The following is a 20,111-nucleotide window of genomic DNA, read 5'->3' as shown; positions in this document are numbered from 1 at the left end:
TTAAGGTTTTTTAAACCTTAATTGTAGCCGGCGTGTAACGCAGGTCACAATGTTCTTTAACAATATGGAAAGCTGATAAAAAGTAATCGAAAACTAAAAGAGTGTTCTTAGGAACTTACTCTATCTGATTTTGTGATTAGAACTTGTCACGCATACGACAGCAATGCCCGTTTAGACGGTTGTTGCACCTAACGCTCAAATAAAAGGTGAGCGGGTAGACGAGTTGTTTGAATTTATTTCTGACGTTACTGAGATGATGACAAATAACGCACTGTTACTCAGGTAACAGAGAGGTCATTTGGGGTTGTATGGTTAAGTGACTAAGCGTATACGGTGGATGCCTAGGCAGTTAGAGGCGATGAAGGACGTGTAAGTCTGCGATAAGCTGTGGAGAGCCGACAAAATGCTTTGACCCACAGATTTCCGAATGGGGGAACCCACCGCTTCGGCGGTATCTTATAGTGAATACATAGCTATAAGAAGCGAACGAGGGGAACTGAAACATCTAAGTACCCTTAGGAAAAGAAATCAACAGAGATTCCCCTAGTAGCGGCGAGCGAACGGGGAGCAGCCGAGTAGTAATGAAGTAGTGGAATGTGTTGGAAAGCACAGCGATACAGGGTGATAGCCCCGTACACGAAGCGTCATTATTGCCATATTAAGTAGGTCGGGACACGTGTTATCTTGACTGAAGATGGGGGGACCATCCTCCAAGGCTAAATACTCCTAACTGACCGATAGTGAACCAGTACCGTGAGGGAAAGGCGAAAAGAACCCCTGTGAGGGGAGTGAAATAGAACCTGAAACCGTATACGTACAAGCAGTAGGAGCAGACTTGTTCTGTGACTGCGTACCTTTTGTATAATGGGTCAGCGACTTATATTTAGTAGCAAGGTTAACCGAATAGGGGAGCCGTAGCGAAAGCGAGTGTTAACTGCGCGTTTAGTTGCTAGGTATAGACCCGAAACCGAGTGATCTAGCCATGGGCAGGTTGAAGGTTGAGTAACATCAACTGGAGGACCGAACCGACTAACGTTGAAAAGTTAGCGGATGACTTGTGGCTGGGGGTGAAAGGCCAATCAAACTCGGAGATAGCTGGTTCTCCCCGAAAGCTATTTAGGTAGCGCCTCGGACGAATACCACAGGGGGTAGAGCACTGTTAAGGCTAGGGGGTCATCCCGACTTACCAACCCTTTGCAAACTCCGAATACCTGTGAGTACTATCCGGGAGACACACGGCGGGTGCTAACGTCCGTCGTGAAGAGGGAAACAACCCAGACCGCCAGCTAAGGTCCCTAAATATTACTAAGTGGGAAACGAGGTGGGAAGGCTAAGACAGCTAGGAGGTTGGCTTAGAAGCAGCCATCCTTTAAAGAAAGCGTAATAGCTCACTAGTCGAGTCGGCCTGCGCGGAAGATGTAACGGGGCTAAGTAATATACCGAAGCTGCGGACGCAAAGTTACTTTGCGTGGTAGGGGAGCGTTGTGTAAGTGGCTGAAGGTGAGCTGAGAGGCGAGCTGGACATATCACAAGTGCGAATGCTGACATGAGTAACGATAAGGGGAGTGAAAAACTCCCCCGCCGGAAGACCAAGGTTTCCTGTCCCATGCTAATCAGGGCAGGGTAAGTCGGCCCCTAAGGCGAGGCAGAAATGCGTAGTCGATGGGAAACGGATTAATATTTCCGTACTTGGTATATCAGTGAAGGGGGGACGGAGAAGGTTATGCAAGCCTGGCGTTGGTTGTCCAGGTGAAAGTGCGTAGAGTTGTTTCTTAGGCAAATCCGGGAAACTACATGCTCGAGACACGAGACGAGACTCTAAGGAGTTGAAGTTGCAAATACCATGCTTCCAGGAAAAGCCTCTAAACTTATGATATATCGAACCGTACCCCAAACCGACACAGGTGGTCAGGTAGAGAATACTAAGGCGCTTGAGAGAACTTGGGTGAAGGAACTCGGCAAAATCGTACCGTAACTTCGGGAGAAGGTACGCCTCTGTTTGTGATTGAACTTGCTTCATGAGCGAATGGGGGCCGCAGTGAAAAGGTGGCTGGAACTGTTTATTAAAAACACAGCACTGTGCTAAATCGAAAGATGACGTATACGGTGTGACGCCTGCCCGGTGCCGGAAGGTTAATTGATGGGGTTATCTTCGGAGAAGCTCTTGATCGAAGCCCCGGTAAACGGCGGCCGTAACTATAACGGTCCTAAGGTAGCGAAATTCCTTGTCGGGTAAGTTCCGACCTGCACGAATGGCGTAATCATGGCCACGCTGTCTCCACCCAAGACTCAGTGAAATTGAAATTGCAGTGAAGATGCTGTGTACCCGCACCTAGACGGAAAGACCCCGTGAACCTTTACTATAGCTTGGCACTGAACATTGACCCTACATGTGTAGGATAGGTGGGAGACTTTGAAGCACTGTCGCTAGATGGTGTGGAGTCTACCTTGAAATACCACCCTTGTAGGTTTGATGTTCTAACATAGGTCCCTTATCGGGATTGTGGACAGTGTCTGGTGGGTAGTTTGACTGGGGCGGTCTCCTCCCAAAGCGTAACGGAGGAGCACGAAGGTTGGCTAATCCTGGTCGGACATCAGGAGGTTAGTGCAATGGCATAAGCCAGCTTAACTGCGAGACAGACACGTCGAGCAGGTACGAAAGTAGGTCATAGTGATCCGGTGGTTCTGAATGGAAGGGCCATCGCTCAACGGATAAAAGGTACTCCGGGGATAACAGGCTGATACCGCCCAAGAGTTCATATCGACGGCGGTGTTTGGCACCTCGATGTCGGCTCATCACATCCTGGGGCTGAAGTCGGTCCCAAGGGTATGGCTGTTCGCCATTTAAAGTGGTACGCGAGCTGGGTTTAGAACGTCGTGAGACAGTTCGGTCCCTATCTGGTGTGGGCGTTGGATGATTGAAGGGAGCTGCTCCTAGTACGAGAGGACCGGAGTGGACGAACCGCTGGTGTTCGGGTTGTTTTGCCAAAGGCATTGCCCGGTAGCTACGTTCGGAATCGATAAGCGCTGAAAGCATCTAAGCGCGAAGCGAGCCCTAAGATGAGTCATCCCTGTACGTTTAACGTACCTAAAGGGTTGTTGAAGACTACGACGTTGATAGGCAGGGTGTGGAAGCGTAGCAATGCGTTGAGCTAACCTGTACTAATTGCCCGTGAGGCTTAACCATACAACGCCCAAGTGGCTTCGCAAGAAGTGCTGAGTGTTATATGAGTGACAAGTAGATAATACAAGATTAGGAGTAAGACTAGAGGCATTCTTTAGCATCGATTATGGCTTGACCCGCAGGGGGAGAGTATCAGCTTTTACATATTGATTTATTGAGCGCAAGCTTGATAGATAACAGTTTTTGTCTGGCGACAATAGCGATGTGGCCCCACCTGATCCCATTCCGAACTCAGAAGTGAAACACATTAGCGGCGATGGTAGTTTGGGGTTTCCCCATGCGAGAGTAGCACATTGCCAGGCTCCCAATTAAGTAAAAAGCCACCTTTACAGGTGGCTTTTTGCGTTTCAGGGATTTGAAAATGGCCATCACATTTTAGTGTGCAGAAGGTGACTCAGTAATTAAGCGCGAAGCTATTCAGCAAAAAACCTTCACAAAGTGGATTATCTGGGTACTCGTAGAGATCATACCGTTTCAGTGGCAGGAGCCATGCTCCTGAAGCTCCACTTTCACCTTCCTGCGAGAGTAGTTCGGGGACGCCTAGTCAGGGTGCCCCGCACATTGCTGGAAGGCCAGCCCCGCAGACCTCCATTCAAAGAAAGGACTTTCCGTACGGGTAACCCTTTTTTGTTGTCTGCGACTTGGTATGCGTTGTGTACTCTTTAGTTTTCTTGAATAAAAAAAACGTTCAATTGAACACCTTAAGAATCCAACATCTTTTTATTGTGTATGCTCACAACCGTCATCTGTATGTGGGTGTCCATGGGCAATTTCTTCTTCAGTGGCTTCTCGCACTTCTAATACCTCAACATCAAAGTTGAGAGTTAGTCCTGACAATGGGTGATTACCATCTACAGTAACCTCTTCCTCGTTAATATCGATAATCATTACTGATTGCTCGCCATCATCAGTTGATGCTCGGAAAGTCATGCCCACATTTACATCTACATCTTCGAACATCGATTTTGGTACAGATTGAACCAATGTTTCGTGACGCTCTCCATAAGCAAGTTCAGGTGCTACATCGATAATAAATTTATCACCAATAGTTTTTCCTTCTAGTTCATCTTCAAGGCCTTGGATCAAAAAATGACTACCGTGTAAGAAAACCATAGGTTCACTATTTCTAGATGTATCGATTTGAGTGCCATCAGATGAACAAACAGTAAAATGGATAGTGGCAATGGTATTATTAGCTATATTCATTAATTTCCAGTTAAAATTGTTTTTTCTTATTGTAAAGGATAGGGAAGTGCTTGAGCAATGAAGATTGTGTTTGGCGAAGATTTAACTCTAAAAGCGCTGCCTTGTTGTGTATCGTTGGCAAGGATGGCAAATATCCAAGTCTGTTCTGCATCAGTACCACTGCGTAGTATTTTTCCACCAGGTCGCCAATTTTCGCCAATTTGGTATTCTAGCTGTTCTCCACTTAGGTCATTGGTGGCTGTCTGTGTTTTTAAAATAAATCCAGCACGTTTATTTCTTCCTAAATATTTAGTTCTTGCAACTACTTCTTGGCCCATGTAACAGCCTTTTTCGAAATCAATTGCATTCATCATTTGTAGATTAAGCATCTGTGGTACGAATTCGTTTATCGTTGATTCACGAATATCACCAAGCCCTGCATTTATGTCTGCTATCTCCCACAGCTGATTATCATCTGTTTCGCCTAGAGGCAGTTGTTTTTCAGCCTTACAGGGTTGTATAACTAAATAACGTTGTTCTGGCTGTTCAACAGACATAACTATGCCATTTTCGTTTGAAATAACGTTTCTATCTCCGGTGGGCAATTGGTCGAATATCTTGGTAATCATATCTTCAAACTGTTCACCACTGCCGCCGGTTATCTGCCAGTTGTCGGTTTGGTTAGTGATTTCAACTTTTGCGAATACTCCATATTTTTTTAATTCGGAGAAGGATTTTTCTAATACAGATTTATGTGTAATTAATAAAATCGTATCTTGCCAAAGGAAACTGTAAAAGACACTCCAAACTTTACCTTTAAAGTCACAGTGACTGCCTAGCAGTGAATTTTTTTGAGTCAGTTTATTAACGTCAGCTGTTATCTGGCCTTGAAGATATGTTACTTTTTCTTCACCAGTAAGCTGAATAACTCCGCTATTGATAAGTTTATTTGTATATTGTGCCGTTTTAATTTTGTTTTTGTGCGTTTGTGACATTGTTTGTTCTCTATTGCTAATAAGCGCTAGGAATTAATATGGGGTACGAGTTTGATTTAGCAAGGAAAGAACTGAAATCAACTACTTAATACTGCTATTATTGACCTAGTAATTTGATTATCAAGTTATGCATTAAATTATTTACTATAAGAGGTTATAAATGTTTGATAAAAAACGATATGGTCGTTTGAAATGGGCATGTCGCCGCGGAATGCTAGAGCTTGATGTACTTTTTATGCCTTTTGCAGAAACAGGCTTTAATGAATTATCCGACCATCAGCAGGAGGTTTTTGAGCGATTGCTAACTAGTGATGATCCTGATTTATATGCCTGGTTTATGGGACATCAACCTTGCGATGATACAGAATTTAGTCAAATGATTAAACATATTTTAAGTCGTGTCAAAGTATAGAGTTGAGATTAAATCGTCCAGATTGCTGGTTATTCTCCAGCTGCTGAGCTATGTGCTTATAGTATTTTCAATCTTCAGTTGGCAAGATAAGAGTATTCAATATCAAACTTTAGTGCAAATATTGGCTCTTTGCACTCTCACAATTTATATTTTTAAAACCGTATTTAATACTTTGTGTCAAAAGCATTCTCCAGTTGTTTTTTCTCAATGTGGAGAATGGGTTGAAACAAATTTAGGAGAACAAACAAGTTGGAAAGTGACGGATAAATCTAGAGTCAGTTTTTTTCTTATATTTATTCATATGATTTCACCACTTAATTATAGCCAGTCGAAATGGTGTCTCATCTACAGAGACCAAGTGAGTAAACGCGATTTCCGTAGATTATGCCGTGTCGTTATATATCAACAACAAACTGCAGGTAAGGATTAAGTTATGGAGTATTCCTATACAGACATAACCAAGCTTACGAGTATTCCAGACATAAGGATACAGTTGATAAAAGCGGCCTTTAAAAAACAAGTTACAATGCTCTGGAGTTTTCAAAGGTTACTCTGCCCAGCAAAATACTGTATTTCGATGGCCTTACAATTGATGCAGATGTTAGCAAGCCTTTTCATCAATTAGTCGACTGGGACCCTATGTCTGAGTTTGTTCACCCCTGTTATTTATATTATTTGGCATTTCCTCTGCATGTCAAGTTGCTTTACTGCCTGAATTTATGATTACTTTATTAGGCTTAGTCCATGTAAGTAATCAGATGAAACAACTTCGGCCAATTAAGAAAACTGAAAGATTAATTGTGTCTACTTGTTTTAGAGAATTAGAGGTGCATCCTAAAGTATGGTTATTTTCGATTAAGGTCGAATTTCACAGTGGATTTGAATTGGTATGGCAAAGTACGAGTACTAATTTATTTCGCGCTGAACATGATTCGTCTTTTCTCCTATAGTTGGATCTTCGTTGACGTCTTTAACTCAACCCTTAAATACTACATGGGATCTTAGTAGCACTTTAGGTCGTCAATATGCGAAAGTATCTGGTGATTTTAACCCTATACATTTAAACAAGTGGTTGGCTAAATTATTTGGATTTCAACAGCACATTATTCACGGAATGTTGACCAAGTCTTATTGTATCTCTGCATTGCAAAAGGTGACCCCCCTCTCTATTTCTAAACGCCTTTGAAGTTAACACTACATTCAAGCAACCTGTGTATTTGCCAAGTGAGGTAACTTTGTCAATTCAACCTTATATGTATGAAAGTTCTCATGATGAACTACATTTTAAGGTGGTAGGTAAGCAGATTAACCTCCAGCAACAACCACTACATATTATTGGTAAAATTATCTCTATTTAACATTGTTCTTAATTATAGTGGGTTTGGGATCATCAAGTTTGTTAGGGTAGTCGAGGTTAAAGTGCAAGCCTCGACTTTCTTTACGTTGTTTAGCGCACTTTACTATTAACTCAGCCACTGTAAGTAAGTTTCTAAGCTCAAGTAAGTTATTACTAACTTTGAAGTTAGAATAATAATCATTTACCTCCTGTTGTAATAATTCTATTCGATGACTTGCACGCTCCAATCGTTTATTGGTTCGCACAATACCAACATAATCCCACATAAATAAACGTAACTCATGCCAGTTGTGTTGAATAATTACTTCTTCATCAGAGTCACTTACCTTGCTTTCATCCCAAGCATTAACTTTCTCTTCGAGTACATCTTTATTTAGTCTAGTAGATATATGAGCCGCAGCAGAATGTGCGTAAACAATACATTCCAAAAGAGAGTTACTTGCCATACGGTTTGCACCATGCAGGCCAGTATACGCGACCTCTCCAATGGCATATAGATTGGCTATATCAGTTTTTGCATATTTATCTGTAACAACGCCGCCGCAACTATAGTGCGCTGCAGGGACAACAGGTATGGGTTGTTTCGTAATATCGATACCTAAAGAGCGACACTTCCGATAAATATTTGGAAAGTGCTTAACGATAAAATCACTAGGTTTGTGACTGATGTCTAGGTACATACAATCAGCACCTAAACGTTTCATCTCAAAATCAATAGCTCTAGCGACAATATCACGAGATGCCAAATCACCTCTTTTATCAAATTTATGCATAAAAGGTGTGCCATCCGGATGACAAAGTTTTGCTCCTTCTCCTCGTAACGCTTCGGAAATTAAAAAGTTTTTAGCATCTGGATGATATAAGCATGTTGGATGGAATTGATTGAATTCCATATTCGCAACACGACAACCTGCGCGCCAAGCCATGGCAATCCCATCACCACTAGAGACGTCTGGATTAGACGTATATTGATAAACTTTACTTGCACCTCCTGTCGCTAGCGAGACAAATTTACTGCGAATGATTTCCACCCTTTCTCTTTTCCTATTCCATACATAAGCGCCTAGTAGGTGGTTTTCAGCATGTTGGCTTTTGATAAGATCAACGGCATTATACCGCTGAAATAAATGAATGTTAGGGTGTTGCTGTACTGCTTCAATAAGGGTAACTTGAACCGCAGCACCTGTTGCGTCTGCTGAATGTAAAATTCGTCTGTGGCTATGACCACCTTCTCTGGTTAAGTGAAACCGGGTTTCACCGTTTTCTGAGTTTTCTCGGTCAAATGGCATTCCAAAATCTATTAGCCACTGCATACATGTTTTGGCTTGAGATGCTGTGAATTCGACGGCATCCTTGTCACATAATCCGTCGCCGGCTAAAAGTGTGTCTTCAACATGCGATGCAATAGAATCATTTTCATCAAACACGGCTGCAATACCGCCTTGGGCATATTTGGTGGAGCCTTCAGAAATATCACTTTTACTTAATACGATCACTTGGCAATGATCGGCAAGTTTTAATGCGTGACTTAAGCCTGCAGCGCCACTTCCAATAATAAGTACGTCACATTGATGTTCAATAGTAGAGTGCATAAGGTAGAATAGGTATTAATTGATTATTTGTTTGGCAATACTAATTTACAGATTTTAAATTACAATGCTTTTCATAAATGAATATAGATAAATGTCGGTGGTTACTGGTTAATTAATTGTACATTGCTGGTTATTTTTGAAAATAAATTGGTTTAATTAGAACTTTTCAAATTTCATAGAGTCAATAGTATTGCTTGCATGAGCCGTAGTATATTTTCCCACAGGAGTAAGGGCTCGAAATGAGCGAGCAGATAGCAGACCAACAGATTGTTGAAAGAGTACAACGCGGAGACAAAAACGCTTACGGGTTGTTGGTAACGAAGTACCAACACAAAGTATCTTATTTAGTCTCCAGGTACGTTAAAAATTCAGGGGATGTGGCAGATGTGACGCAAGAAGCGTTTATTAAAGCTTACAGAGCACTACCAAATTTTAGAGGTGATAGCGCATTTTATACTTGGTTATATAGAATAGCTGTAAACAGTGCCAAAAATTATCTTGTGTATCAAGGAAGAAAGCCTCCCGCAAGTGATGTTGATGCCGAAGAAGCAGATTATTATGACGGCAGTGATGCATTGAAAGAAAATAATTCACCCGAGAAAAATTTAATGTCACAGCAAATGGAAAGGCTGTTGTTTGACGCCATGGAAAAGCTGCCCGAAGATCTCCGTATGGCTATCAGCCTGCGCGAACTAGAAGGCTTAAGCTATGAAGATATTGCTAATGTGATGGATTGCCCGGTAGGAACCGTAAGATCGAGAATATTTAGGGCTAGAGAAGCATTGGATAAAGTAATTCAACCATTATTAATGAATGATTGATTTTCTATTAAAGTAGAAATTATACTAGCGGGAACCATACTGTATGTCGCAGAAATTTGAAAATTTATCAGCCTTAGTCGATGGTGAACATGATATATCCACCTCATCGAGTAGCCTTTTGTTAGATGCGGTTAAAAATGATGCTGAATTGCAACTGAAATGGAAAAGTTACCATCTTATTCGTGATGGTTTACGCCAAGAACTACCAGCAAATATTAACTTTGATATCGCTGACAAGATAGCCCAAGCCATAGAAGCTGAACCTGCAATACTGGCTCCGAAGAAAACTTGGCGCGACCTACCTCTAGTTAATAATATTATTCCTTTTGCTAAACAAGGTGGGCAAATGGCAATCGCTGCATCTGTAGCTGTTGCGATGATTATTGGAGTCCAGCAGGTTAATCAGTCTGAGGTAAACCAACCTTTTAATGCAGCACCGCCTATCCCTGGTATTCAAGGTGGTTTATCACCAGTCAGTTTTGACCAAACTCGCTCTATACCTAACTCTGATGTGGTTCAACAAAAACGCCGGATTAATGCGTATTTAACAGATCATAATCAACAAATACGCTTTAAAACTATTCAGTTAAGTAATGATAAATCTGCGATAATGAGCCAAGACAATAATAATGAAGAGGCGCAATCAGACATTGTTGAAAACATTCCACAATAAAATTTATTGCAGAGTCTTACTGGCTCTTCTACTAACTTTTTTTGTTCCTTTGCAAGCATTTGCTCAGGAACAAATCTCGAGCGAAACATCTAACAGTTCATATCCATCTGATAGCGCTCGGGCATGGTTAGATAAAATGTCAAATGCTGTTAAGTCTCTTAATTACACTATATCCTTTATTTTGTTGAAGCCTGAAGTTGATTCTCAACCCTATCTTTGGCGACATGGTGTGAATGAAGATGGTATTGAGATGGAACAACTTAATCTTTTAAACGGCCCGGGTAGGGAGGTCGTTCGTATCGGTGATAAAGTCAGTTATTTTGAACCTAACGTTCCACCCTATAGTTTGCAGTCATCTATTATTAATGGGCCTTTTCCTAGCGAGTTTTTTCAACTTCCTGAAAAAATAATGTTAGGTTATGAATTTATTTTGGTGGGGCGGAGTCGTATTGCCGGTCGTGCTGCGCAACAGATTCGTATCATCAGCAAAGACAATAGCCGTTTTGGTTTAAATGTTTGGCTTGACCAGGAAACTGGATTGTTATTAAAAATGAATATGTTTGGTCAAGAAGCTCAGCTTATAGAGCAAATTCAAGTGACGGGATTACAAGTTACCAAAGAACCGGACCCTTTCTTCGCAAAAATTGAGCCCGGAATGTTACCTGAAGTAGTAAACTTTAGACCCAGTGTTCCATTAAATTCACCGTGGACAATTGGTTATATTCCTAAGGGAATGACAATACTCAAAAGAGACCTGCGTCGTTTATCAGGCTCAGGTGAAGTGGTTGAATATATTATGCTGAGTGATGGTTTAGTTGATGTCTCTGTGTATTTGCAAGAGAGAGAAAATAATAAGCCGCAAGAAAATTTAGTGGGCACAGTCCAATCTGACACATTGTTAACTATTGAGCATGGTGAATTGAATATAACAATTATCGGCAAGCTTCCAGCTGCCACCGCTAATGCAATAGCTAAATCGATTAAAAGAATTAACTAAATGATTGAAGAAATTGGGGTTATTTCTGCGATAGAGCAACACGACTTTCAACAAGTTGTCATCGTTGAAACACAAATTAAGTCAACTTGTGGAAGTTGTGAAGCTCAGTCCAACTGCGGAACAGGAGCAATAGCAAAAGTTTTTGCATCAAAGCGAGAAACTTTACGATTTAGATTGAATGAGATAGTTGAAGTGGGGCAAAAAGTTAGTTTAGGTATCCCAGAAGAAAATCTGCTTAAAGCATCCGCGATGGTTTATTGTCTACCTTTATTTGCCCTTATTTTGTCTGCACTTGTTGGACAAAGCGTCTTTCCCCTACTTGGACTGATGTCAGAAAGATGGTTGATTTTATTCTCGGTTATTTGCAGCTATTTGACTTTTAGATTTGTGCGTCGTTTTTTATGTAATTCTGATCAGGGGGAATTTCACCCTCGTATCCTAAAAGTTTTTCCTTTAGAAATTGATAATATCCAAGTTAAACAAGTATAAGTTTCACTTTCTATCACAATAACCAACAAACAATACTCATGTTGTGTCGCAAAGTGATTGATAAAACTGTAAAATTCCTCTCTATTTAATTTTTTGTCCCATACTCTAGCAGCCGATGTTTGTTTTACTAGTTGCTTGGAAACAAAACCACTTGGTGATTTTCTAAAACTTTATGCAACATAAGCACATACGTAACTTCTCAATTATTGCTCATATAGACCACGGTAAATCAACTCTTTCTGATCGCTTGATCCAACATTGTGGAGGATTGACCAGCAGAGAAATGTCTGAACAAGTCCTCGACTCAATGGATATTGAGAAAGAGCGTGGCATTACAATTAAAGCGCAAAGTGTCACGCTTAACTACACCGCAAAAGATGGTCAGACTTATCAATTAAATTTTATCGATACGCCTGGACACGTGGACTTCTCTTATGAAGTGTCTCGTTCACTTGCAGCCTGTGAAGGTGCTCTTCTGGTTGTTGATGCTGGTCAAGGGGTTGAAGCGCAGACCTTGGCAAATTGTTATACCGCTATTGATTTGAATATGGAAGTGGTGCCCATCATTAATAAGATTGATTTGCCACAAGCTGAACCCGACCGTGTCGCTGAAGAAATAGAAGATATAGTAGGTATCGACGCTCTCGATGCAGTCCGCTGTTCTGCCAAAACAGGTATTGGAATAGAAGATGTACTAGAGGTTATTGTTCGTCAAATCCCGCCTCCTGAAGGTGAGATAGATGCGCCTTTAAAAGCTTTAATTGTTGATTCTTGGTTTGATAATTATCAGGGTGTTGTATCTCTTGTGCGAATTATGCAAGGTGAGTTACATAAGAACGATAAAATCAAAATTATGACAACGGGTGGCATTCATCAAGCTGATAAAGTGGGTATATTCACACCTAAAGCAAAAGATACAGGGGTGTTAAGAGCCGGTGAAGTAGGATTTGTCATTGCTGGTATTAAAGAAATTAATGGGGCTCCAGTAGGGGACACTATTACTTTAGCGAAGCGCCCTGCAACTGAAGCTCTTCCGGGCTTTAAAAAGGTCAAGCCTCAAGTATACGCAGGCCTGTTTCCTATTAGTTCTGATGACTATGAAGACTTTCGTGATGCATTAGCAAAATTAAGTCTCAATGATGCATCTCTGTTTTTTGAGCCAGAAAGTTCATCTGCACTAGGTTTTGGTTTTCGTATTGGTTTCCTCGGTATGTTACATATGGAAATCATCCAAGAACGTTTGGAGCGTGAATATAATCTGGATTTGATTACCACTGCGCCTACCGTGGTGTATGAAGTGGTCACCAAAGAGGGGGAAACTATCTATGTAGATAACCCTTCAAAATTACCTGCTGTGAATGACATTGAAGAGATTCACGAACCGATAGTTGAAGCACATATTTTAGTGCCGCAGCAATTTCTTGGTAATGTTATTACTTTGTGCGTAGAAAAACGTGGCATGCAAACCAGTATGACTTATCACGGTAAACAAGTAGCTGTGAGTTACGATTTGCCGATGGCCGAAGTGGTGATGGACTTTTTCGATAAACTTAAGTCAACCAGTCGAGGTTTTGCATCTCTTGATTACAATTTCAAACGTTTCCAAACGGCTGAAATGTCACGCTTAGATATTTTGATTAATGGCGAGCGTGTAGACGCACTAGCGATGATCACGCACAAAGATCACGCCGTGACTCGTGGTCGGCAGTTAGTAGAAAAACTTCAAGAGCTTATCCCAAGACAAATGTTTGATATTGCTATCCAAGCGGCTATTGGAAATCAGATAATCGCTCGCAGTACCATTAAGCAATTACGTAAAAATGTGACCGCCAAGTGTTATGGCGGTGATATTAGTCGTAAGAAAAAACTCTTGCAGAAACAAAAGGATGGAAAAAAACGTATGAAGTCAGTAGGTAACGTAGAACTACCTCAAGAAGCCTTCTTAGCATTGCTTAAGGTAGGCAAATAGATGGCTAATTATTTTTCAATATTTTTGGTTATACTCACCTTTGCTTCGGGATTGATTTGGTTGGTCGATAGCTTAATGTTTGCTTCAAAGCGTCGTGAGAGAATGGCGATTGCTACCGGCCCAGTTGGCACAACATCGGCTTTAGATCAGGATGCACAATTACCATGGATAGTCGATACCGCCCAACAGATTTTTCCTGTTATCGCTTTTGTCATGGTGTTGCGTTCATTCTTGTATGAACCTTTTCAAATCCCATCTGGCTCAATGATGCCGACGTTATTAGTTGGGGATTTTATACTAGTTGAAAAGTTTACTTACGGACTAAAAGACCCAGTAATGCGGAACCAACTTGTAAATATTGGTGAGCCTAAACGCGGTGATGTTGTAGTCTTTAAGTTTCCACCACAGCCACAATTAGATTATATAAAACGTGTAGTAGGCCTGCCTGGCGATACTGTTATTTATCGGAACAAACAGCTTCAAATTAAACCTGCTTGCGATACTCCAGAAAATTGCCAGCCATTTCAGACACTAGATTTAAAGTTTGAGAGTCGAGGGGAAGCCTATCAACAGTTTGCACCACTAGAAAAATATACAGAGCAATTAGGTGAAGTTAGCCATCAAATATATCGAACCCAAGGCAGAGCCAGTTCTAGTCGTTATTATTCGCAACCGGGAACGCAAGCGGATGAATGGATTGTGCCTGAAGGAGAATATTTTGTGATGGGGGACAATCGAGATAATAGTGAAGATGGAAGATATTGGGGATTTGTACCGAAAGAAAATTTAGTGGGTAAAGCCGTCGCTATTTGGATCAGTTTCGAATTTGATCGTGTGCCCAGTAGTTGGATACCAGGATGGATCCCAACTGGTGTTAGGTTTGAACGAGTGGGTGGCATAAAATAAATGCCACTTGTTAACCCTTATCTACCTTTGTATAAACGCTTGGGTTACATTTTCGTGGATGAGGCTAATATAGTTGAGGCCCTAACTCATCGAAGTGCTAGTAAACAACACAATGAACGTCTGGAATTTTTAGGTGATGCTATATTAGGTATGGTGATAGCGAAAGCCTTATATCAACGTTTTCCTAAACAACCTGAGGGTAAACTAACTCGGATGCGTTCAAGTCTTGTAAAAGGGGATACCTTAGCTGAAGTCGCCAGAGAATTTGAGTTAGGCGAGTTGTTACTGCTTGGTCCTGGTGAGCTTAAGAGTGGAGGTTTTCGCCGAGATTCAATATTAGCCGATGCAGTCGAAGCTATTATCGGTTCTATTTATTTAGAAGCGGGCATGAATAAGTGTGAAGCTTTAATTCTGGATTGGTTCGCTTCAAGGCTTAAAGCACTCGACCCAGAAGCGGTTTCCAAAGATGATAAAACCCGCTTACAAGAATATTTACAGTCAAATAAACATCCCTTACCACTTTATGAAGTGACTGAGATTAAAGGCAAGTCACATGATCAAACTTTTTACGTAGAGTGTAATGTAGAAGGCTTGAAAAAGGCAGTAGTAGGTAAAGGTAATAGTCGACGTAGAGCAGAACAGAAAGCCGCAAAACAAGCATTTGAGAAATTAATTAATGATAGATAAAAAGCCTAATGAAACGTCGATTGCCGACACTCACTGTGGAATGATCGCCATTGTTGGACGCCCCAATGTGGGTAAGTCGACCTTGCTAAATAAACTGCTAGGTCAAAAAGTGAGTATCACCTCCCGCAAACCGCAAACCACTCGTCACAGAATAATGGGTATCGACACAGTAGATAATCGACAGGCGATTTATGTAGATACACCAGGACTGCATATTGAAGAAAAGCGCGCAATAAATCGTTTTATGAATCGAGCAGCATCTAGCTCAATTGCTGATGTTGGTTTAGTTCTGTTTTTAGTGGAAGGTACTAAATGGACCGATGACGATCAAATGGTGTTGACCAAAATACAACAATCTGGCTCGCCTTGTTGGCTGATTGTGAATAAATCAGATAATGTTAAAGATAAAGAAACTATGCTTCCTCATCTTAGATGGTTGGGTGAGCAACATAACTTTCAACAAATTATGCCTATTTCAGCGAAAACAGGTAAGAATGTCGAAGAATTACGTTCATTGGTTTTGGCCACTTTACCCGAAAGTGAGTTCTATTTTCCAGAAGATTACATCACCGATCGTTCCAGTCGCTTTATGGCATCTGAAATTGTTCGTGAAAAGCTGATGCGTTTTACCGGAGATGAATTGCCTTATTCTATTACTGTGGAAATTGAGCAATTTCTTTTAGCAGAAAATGGAATCTATCGTATAAACGGTTTAATTTTGGTTGAACGTGATACCCAGAAAAGTATGGTCATCGGTAAAGGTGGACAGCGTCTTAAAACCATTGGCATGGAAGCACGAAAAGATATGGAAGTATTGTTTGATGCAAAAGTGTATTTAGAGCTTTGGGTAAAAGTAAAATCAGGATGGGCTGATGATGAAAGGGCATTGCGTAGCTTAGGTTATGGATTAGATAACTAAGCTGAATTTGGTTCATTTTTAATATATAAGGGGTAATGATGCGTTCAATCAGCGATATTCGTCGGGATTACACTCAAGCTGGATTAGATGTAGATGACTTGTCCCCTGAACCTTTTGCGCTTTTCGAGCGCTGGTTGCAAAATGCTATAGATGCAAACCTTGCGGACCCAACGGCTATGACAGTCGCGACAGTTGATAACTCAGGGCAACCTTCGCAACGAATAGTGTTATTAAAAGATTTTGATGAAACAGGATTCGTTTTTTATACTAATACGGGTAGTAAAAAAGCTCAGGATTTAAGCCAAAACAACAAAATATCGCTTCACTTTCCCTGGCATATGCTCGATCGACAGATAAAAATCACGGGTACTGCTCAGAAACTGAGTTCAGTTAGTGTGGCTAAATATTTCATGTCACGCCCTAAACCTAGTCAGATTGCTGCTTGGGCATCGGCACAAAGTCGTCCTATTGATAGTAAACAGTTACTAATGCAAAAATTTTCCGAGGCAACAGCTAAGTTTGCGAATGGGGAAGTGCCATTGCCGTCTTTTTGGGGGGGGTACAGAGTTGTCCCTCATCAAATCGAGTTTTGGCAAGGAGGGGAGCATCGGCTTCACGATCGTTTTATGTATACTAAAGCATCCGAAGGTAATTGGCATACAGAACGTTTGATGCCTTAACTATTTTAGGTGTTTTTGTGTTAATAGATAGCCATTGCCATTTTGATTTTAGCTGTTTCGATCACGACCGAGCTGAGGTTCTGAACCGCTGTAAAAAGCTGTCTATAGATACTATTGTTATTCCTGGCACTCAGGCTAGTCTGTGGCAAAAGCAAATCGACCTGTGCCATACTTATCCTCAACTGAGATTTGCCTTAGGGTTGCATCCATATTTCCTTAATAGCTTTGAACCTATATATTTAGTTCAGTTATCTCATCTGCTAAACCATTATCAAGACAAAGTAGTGGCCCTTGGTGAGATTGGTCTTGATGCTCACAATTATGTTGACTGGAAACTGCAATTACATGTATTCGAACAGCAATTGTTGATTGCTGAAGAGCATAAGTTACCGGTAATTTTGCACCATAGAAATTCTCATAACGAACTAATACGCACCCTTAAAGCAAAAAAGTTTACCCAAGGCGGCATTGTGCACGCTTTTTCAGGGAGCTTACAAGATGCACAAACTTACATTGACTTAGGATTTAAAATTGGAGTGGGTGGTGTGATCACCTATTCACGTGCTAATAAAACGCGCACCACCATCGCTCAATTGCCACTAAATAGCTTGGTGTTAGAAACCGATGCTCCCGATATGCCATTGATGGGCAAGCAAGGACAAAGAAATAGTCCTGAGTATTTGCCTGAAATATTGGAAAGCTTACTGGTACTTCGCAGTGAAACTAAGCAAGAAATACTGCAAGCATGTTTTTTTAATGTACGGGCTAGTTTAGCTAATTTTTAGTTATTTATTGTTTCGACGAACGGATCAGTTGCCTATATCTGACTTTATAGAATGCACGAGTGACTAATATGCCTGCGATGGCCGCCAGTATCATTAACATTTGTATCTGTTGATTGAGCTGTTTTTGATATTCACTATGGTATGCCATGACCTCCTTTTCCTTGAGTATGATACTCAAGTATCCAATTACTTGCTTGTTATGAGAGATGCTTTGCACGAAGACTAAAGGTGCTATGGCTTTAGTCTTATAAGCAGCGACTACGGATAATGCGGAGTTGTTGTCGGCTAATATTCTGCCTTTATTATCGAATAAAGATACGCCTGCAACATGAGGGTCTGCGACTATATAGCTAAGTTGTTGGCTCAATTTTTCTGAATTATTTTCAAGTAGCGAACTTATCAGTATTTTACCAGACAAAGTAGAGAGGCTAATGCCTAACTGATTTGATTGTTTTGAGTGCCAATTTAAAGATTGCTCAGAGCTAATTAACCAAAGGTTAATACAGGCAATACACCCCACCACGGCCAAAACCAGATTCGCTATACGTTTAAATATAGAATAGCGACTGGGTTGCTGAAAAGGGGCAATGAAAATAGATGTGTTTATTTGTTGCATGGACAGACAATAAGGCAAATTGGTTGTGATGCCAAGTGAATAGCTTGTAGGTTGTAAAAATAGCTCGATATACATTGAGTAAGATACTTATTTTTTAAACATTTTATTTAGTAAACTATTGTCAATAATATTGAAAATCACCGGACTAGCACCATATCTGAATCGCATTCGATATTGGTCATTACAGGATTATTATGATCTCAGTCAAAAAATTATGTAAGTCATTTAATGGTACCCAAGCAGTTCGTTTGATATCATTCCCGGCGATGTGGTGGGTTTTTTAGGTCCAAACGGAGCAGGTAAGTCAACAACCATGAAGATGTTGACAGGTTTTTTACTTCCCACCAGTGGTGATATCTTTATTAGTAATTTGTCGCTTGAGAATTCAGCATTAGTAATAAAAAAGAAAATCGGTTATTTACCTGAAGGTGCACCAGCTTATGGCGATATGACTCCTCTGCAGTTCCTGAATTTTATTGCGCAGATAAGAGGTTATAAAGGTGCTGAAAAGGCAAAAAGGATTGAACATGTTATCAGACAGGTCGAACTTCAAGAGGTATTAGACAAACCCATTGATAACCTCTCAAAAGGTTTTAAAAGGCGGGTAGGTTTAGCGCAAGCTTTGATCCATGACCCAGAAATACTGATCCTCGATGAGCCTACAGATGGACTTGATCCGAATCAAAAACATCAAGTCCGTGAGCTGATTAAGAATTTATCTAAAGATAAAATAGTCATTATATCAACTCATATTTTAGAAGAGGTTACGGCTGTCTGCAATCGAGTAATGATAATAGCTAAAGGTAAACTTTTATTTGATGACACCCCGAATGCACTTACCCGAAAATCTAAATATTATGGTGCTGTGACCTTACATTTTAGTTATCGCGCCGATTCTTCTGAGCTAGGCGAGTTGGAAGGAGTCGCAGAGATGGAAGAAGACTTAGAAACAGGGCGCGTAACACTGTTTCCAAAACCCGGAGCTGAAATATTGCACCTGGTCACTGCTCACGCCCAAAGATGTAAGTTACCAATAGACAGTCTATACGTTGAGCAAGGCCGATTAGACGAAGTTTTTAGATATATTACTCAAGAGGAGAATGCGTAATGAGTAATATCAATATTTTATTTAGACGAGAGTTCTTTAGTTTTTTTGCTACGCCAGTTGCCTATGTGTTTATTGGTATATTTTTGGTTTTGTCGGGTGTTTTTACTTTTTTTGTCGGTGGTTTCTACGAACGTGGACAAGCTGATTTGCTACCATTTTTTAACTTTCATCCTTGGTTGTATCTCTTCCTTGTCCCCGCTATTGCCATGCGTAGTTGGTCTGAAGAACGTAAAAGCGGCACTATTGAATTGTTAATGACCCTACCAATTAGTACTTGGCAGGCGATGTTAGCCAAACATTTTGCTGCATGGGCAGTCTTAGGGTTGTCGCTATTCCTAACGTTTCCTTTGTGGATAACAGTTAATTATCTGGGAAACCCAGATAATGGCATTATTGCCGCCGCTTATTTTGGCAGTTGGTTAATGGCTGGAGCATTCTTGTCGATCGGCATGTGTATGTCGGCTTTGACTAAGAATCAGGTCATCGCTTTTATATTATCAGTGGTGGTGTGCTTCGTATTTGTTGTTAGCGGAAGTAATATTGTACTTGATGCCTTTAAAAGTTGGGCACCTAGTGTGCTCATTGATGTTGTGGCTTCTTTTAGCTTTCTGACTCATTTTGAGGCTATGGCCAAAGGTGTGATTGCCCTCAACGATTTAATGTATTTTCTGCTGGTGACCGTCTGTTGGTTGTTTGCCGGCTTAATATTAATTGAACAAAAGAAGGCGGATTAGTC

The 20,111-nt window shown here is 40.8% G+C and carries 19 protein-coding genes, 2 rRNA genes and 1 pseudogene; 18 read left to right on the top strand and 4 right to left on the bottom strand.

Annotation, left to right across the window (positions count from 1 at the left end; translation table 11 throughout):
* The first annotated feature begins 310 nt into the window (after positions 1 to 310).
* Together C427_RS16165 and rrf are read left to right on the top strand one after the other, a co-directional pair.
* A 23S ribosomal RNA gene (locus C427_RS16165) occupies positions 311 to 3,187 on the top strand.
* A gap of 183 nt (positions 3,188 to 3,370) precedes the next feature.
* Positions 3,371 to 3,486, top strand: a 5S ribosomal RNA gene (gene rrf / locus C427_RS16160).
* A gap of 418 nt (positions 3,487 to 3,904) precedes the next feature.
* On the opposite strand, the gene C427_RS16155 is transcribed toward rrf, so the two are convergent.
* On the bottom strand, positions 3,905 to 4,390 hold the full coding sequence (locus C427_RS16155) for an FKBP-type peptidyl-prolyl cis-trans isomerase (RefSeq protein ID WP_007637674.1): 486 nt from the start codon (positions 4,388 to 4,390) through the stop codon (positions 3,905 to 3,907).
* Between the two features lie 26 nt (positions 4,391 to 4,416).
* Positions 4,417 to 5,364, bottom strand: a complete 948-nt coding sequence (ygfZ, locus tag C427_RS16150; RefSeq protein WP_007637676.1) for a tRNA-modifying protein YgfZ — start codon at positions 5,362 to 5,364, stop codon at positions 4,417 to 4,419.
* 160 nt (positions 5,365 to 5,524) lie between these two features.
* On the opposite strand from ygfZ, the gene C427_RS16145 reads away from it, so the two are divergent.
* The 4 genes from C427_RS16145 to C427_RS25065 all read left to right on the top strand — a co-directional run bounded on the left by C427_RS16145 (position 5,525) and on the right by C427_RS25065 (position 6,962).
* Positions 5,525 to 5,776, top strand: a complete 252-nt coding sequence (locus C427_RS16145) for an FAD assembly factor SdhE (protein ID WP_007637677.1) — start codon at positions 5,525 to 5,527, stop codon at positions 5,774 to 5,776.
* Positions 5,763 to 6,206: a protein YgfX gene (locus tag C427_RS28580; protein ID WP_322786663.1), complete on the top strand. Its 444-nt coding sequence runs from the start codon at positions 5,763 to 5,765 to the stop codon at positions 6,204 to 6,206. Before C427_RS16145 ends, C427_RS28580 begins: the two co-directional genes overlap by 14 nt.
* Before the next feature lie 328 nt (positions 6,207 to 6,534).
* Positions 6,535 to 6,726 carry a hypothetical protein gene (locus C427_RS25980; protein ID WP_148285922.1) on the top strand — a complete coding sequence of 64 codons (192 nt, stop codon included), beginning with the start codon at positions 6,535 to 6,537 and terminating at the stop codon, positions 6,724 to 6,726.
* 11 nt (positions 6,727 to 6,737) lie between these two features.
* On the top strand, positions 6,738 to 6,962 hold the full coding sequence (locus C427_RS25065; RefSeq protein ID WP_007637679.1) for a MaoC/PaaZ C-terminal domain-containing protein: 225 nt from the start codon (positions 6,738 to 6,740) through the stop codon (positions 6,960 to 6,962).
* Between the two features lie 164 nt (positions 6,963 to 7,126).
* Here C427_RS25065 and nadB read toward each other — a convergent pair whose 3' ends face one another.
* Positions 7,127 to 8,725: an L-aspartate oxidase gene (gene nadB / locus C427_RS16135; protein ID WP_007637681.1), complete on the bottom strand. Its 1,599-nt coding sequence runs from the start codon at positions 8,723 to 8,725 to the stop codon at positions 7,127 to 7,129.
* A 239-nt stretch (positions 8,726 to 8,964) separates the two neighbouring features.
* Here nadB and rpoE point away from each other — a divergent pair, with 239 nt between their 5' ends.
* The 10 genes from rpoE to C427_RS16085 all read left to right on the top strand — a co-directional run bounded on the left by rpoE (position 8,965) and on the right by C427_RS16085 (position 17,651).
* Positions 8,965 to 9,546, top strand: coding sequence for an RNA polymerase sigma factor RpoE (rpoE, locus tag C427_RS16130; protein WP_007637682.1), 582 nt, complete (start codon positions 8,965 to 8,967; stop codon positions 9,544 to 9,546).
* 43 nt (positions 9,547 to 9,589) lie between these two features.
* Positions 9,590 to 10,219: a sigma-E factor negative regulatory protein gene (locus tag C427_RS16125; protein WP_007637683.1), complete on the top strand. Its 630-nt coding sequence runs from the start codon at positions 9,590 to 9,592 to the stop codon at positions 10,217 to 10,219.
* On the top strand, positions 10,176 to 11,216 hold the full coding sequence (locus tag C427_RS16120) for a MucB/RseB C-terminal domain-containing protein (protein WP_407636117.1): 1,041 nt from the start codon (positions 10,176 to 10,178) through the stop codon (positions 11,214 to 11,216). The genes C427_RS16125 and C427_RS16120 overlap by 44 nt, the downstream gene beginning before the upstream one ends.
* On the top strand, positions 11,217 to 11,705 hold the full coding sequence (locus C427_RS16115) for a SoxR reducing system RseC family protein (protein ID WP_007637686.1): 489 nt from the start codon (positions 11,217 to 11,219) through the stop codon (positions 11,703 to 11,705).
* Between the two features lie 172 nt (positions 11,706 to 11,877).
* Positions 11,878 to 13,674, top strand: coding sequence for a translation elongation factor 4 (gene lepA / locus C427_RS16110; protein WP_007637687.1), 1,797 nt, complete (start codon positions 11,878 to 11,880; stop codon positions 13,672 to 13,674).
* On the top strand, positions 13,675 to 14,580 hold the full coding sequence (gene lepB, locus C427_RS16105; RefSeq protein WP_007637689.1) for a signal peptidase I: 906 nt from the start codon (positions 13,675 to 13,677) through the stop codon (positions 14,578 to 14,580). It begins immediately after the preceding gene.
* A complete protein-coding gene (gene rnc, locus C427_RS16100; RefSeq protein ID WP_007637691.1) occupies positions 14,581 to 15,267 on the top strand; it encodes a ribonuclease III in 687 nt (228 codons plus the stop codon).
* The gene (era, locus tag C427_RS16095; protein WP_007637693.1) at positions 15,257 to 16,186 is read left to right on the top strand and encodes a GTPase Era; all 930 of its coding nucleotides are present in this window, start codon (positions 15,257 to 15,259) and stop codon (positions 16,184 to 16,186) included. Before rnc ends, era begins: the two co-directional genes overlap by 11 nt.
* A 38-nt stretch (positions 16,187 to 16,224) precedes the next feature.
* The gene (gene pdxH / locus C427_RS16090; RefSeq protein ID WP_007637694.1) at positions 16,225 to 16,866 is read left to right on the top strand and encodes a pyridoxamine 5'-phosphate oxidase; all 642 of its coding nucleotides are present in this window, start codon (positions 16,225 to 16,227) and stop codon (positions 16,864 to 16,866) included.
* A 17-nt stretch (positions 16,867 to 16,883) separates the two neighbouring features.
* The gene (locus C427_RS16085) at positions 16,884 to 17,651 is read left to right on the top strand and encodes a TatD family hydrolase (RefSeq protein WP_007637695.1); all 768 of its coding nucleotides are present in this window, start codon (positions 16,884 to 16,886) and stop codon (positions 17,649 to 17,651) included.
* Positions 17,652 to 17,655: 4 nt separating this feature from the next.
* Here C427_RS16085 and C427_RS16080 read toward each other — a convergent pair whose 3' ends face one another.
* Positions 17,656 to 18,267, bottom strand: coding sequence for a hypothetical protein (locus C427_RS16080; protein ID WP_226991132.1), 612 nt, complete (start codon positions 18,265 to 18,267; stop codon positions 17,656 to 17,658).
* A 194-nt stretch (positions 18,268 to 18,461) separates the two neighbouring features.
* Here C427_RS16080 and C427_RS16075 point away from each other — a divergent pair.
* Positions 18,462 to 19,375: pseudogene (locus C427_RS16075) on the top strand (ABC transporter ATP-binding protein).
* On the top strand, positions 19,375 to 20,109 hold the full coding sequence (locus tag C427_RS16070) for an ABC transporter permease subunit (protein WP_007637700.1): 735 nt from the start codon (positions 19,375 to 19,377) through the stop codon (positions 20,107 to 20,109). The pseudogene C427_RS16075 and the gene C427_RS16070 overlap by 1 nt, the downstream one beginning before the upstream one ends.
* Positions 20,110 to 20,111: the final 2 nt, after the last annotated feature.

Origin of the sequence: Paraglaciecola psychrophila 170 (assembly GCF_000347635.1) — a bacterium.
GTDB classification, from domain to species: domain Bacteria; phylum Pseudomonadota; class Gammaproteobacteria; order Enterobacterales; family Alteromonadaceae; genus Paraglaciecola; species Paraglaciecola psychrophila.
This window is presented reverse-complemented; position numbering and strand designations above follow the sequence as displayed.

What these genes read in the sequence shown, in the direction of transcription:
- rpoE (WP_007637682.1), top strand. Translation starts at nt 8,965, where the DNA reads ATGAGCGAGCAGATAGCAGACCAACAGATTGTTGAAAGAGTACAACGC.
- C427_RS16115 (WP_007637686.1), top strand. Translation starts at nt 11,217, where the DNA reads ATGATTGAAGAAATTGGGGTTATTTCTGCGATAGAGCAACACGACTTT.
- lepB (WP_007637689.1), top strand. Translation starts at nt 13,675, where the DNA reads ATGGCTAATTATTTTTCAATATTTTTGGTTATACTCACCTTTGCTTCG.
- C427_RS16155 (WP_007637674.1), bottom strand. Translation starts at nt 4,390, where the DNA reads ATGAATATAGCTAATAATACCATTGCCACTATCCATTTTACTGTTTGT.
- lepA (WP_007637687.1), top strand. Translation starts at nt 11,878, where the DNA reads ATGCAACATAAGCACATACGTAACTTCTCAATTATTGCTCATATAGAC.
- nadB (WP_007637681.1), bottom strand. Translation starts at nt 8,725, where the DNA reads ATGCACTCTACTATTGAACATCAATGTGACGTACTTATTATTGGAAGT.
- pdxH (WP_007637694.1), top strand. Translation starts at nt 16,225, where the DNA reads ATGCGTTCAATCAGCGATATTCGTCGGGATTACACTCAAGCTGGATTA.
- ygfZ (WP_007637676.1), bottom strand. Translation starts at nt 5,364, where the DNA reads ATGTCACAAACGCACAAAAACAAAATTAAAACGGCACAATATACAAAT.
- era (WP_007637693.1), top strand. Translation starts at nt 15,257, where the DNA reads ATGATAGATAAAAAGCCTAATGAAACGTCGATTGCCGACACTCACTGT.
- C427_RS16070 (WP_007637700.1), top strand. Translation starts at nt 19,375, where the DNA reads ATGAGTAATATCAATATTTTATTTAGACGAGAGTTCTTTAGTTTTTTT.
- C427_RS16080 (WP_226991132.1), bottom strand. Translation starts at nt 18,267, where the DNA reads ATGCAACAAATAAACACATCTATTTTCATTGCCCCTTTTCAGCAACCC.
- C427_RS16145 (WP_007637677.1), top strand. Translation starts at nt 5,525, where the DNA reads ATGTTTGATAAAAAACGATATGGTCGTTTGAAATGGGCATGTCGCCGC.
- C427_RS16125 (WP_007637683.1), top strand. Translation starts at nt 9,590, where the DNA reads ATGTCGCAGAAATTTGAAAATTTATCAGCCTTAGTCGATGGTGAACAT.
- rnc (WP_007637691.1), top strand. Translation starts at nt 14,581, where the DNA reads ATGCCACTTGTTAACCCTTATCTACCTTTGTATAAACGCTTGGGTTAC.
- C427_RS25980 (WP_148285922.1), top strand. Translation starts at nt 6,535, where the DNA reads ATGAAACAACTTCGGCCAATTAAGAAAACTGAAAGATTAATTGTGTCT.
- C427_RS16120 (WP_407636117.1), top strand. Translation starts at nt 10,176, where the DNA reads ATGAAGAGGCGCAATCAGACATTGTTGAAAACATTCCACAATAAAATT.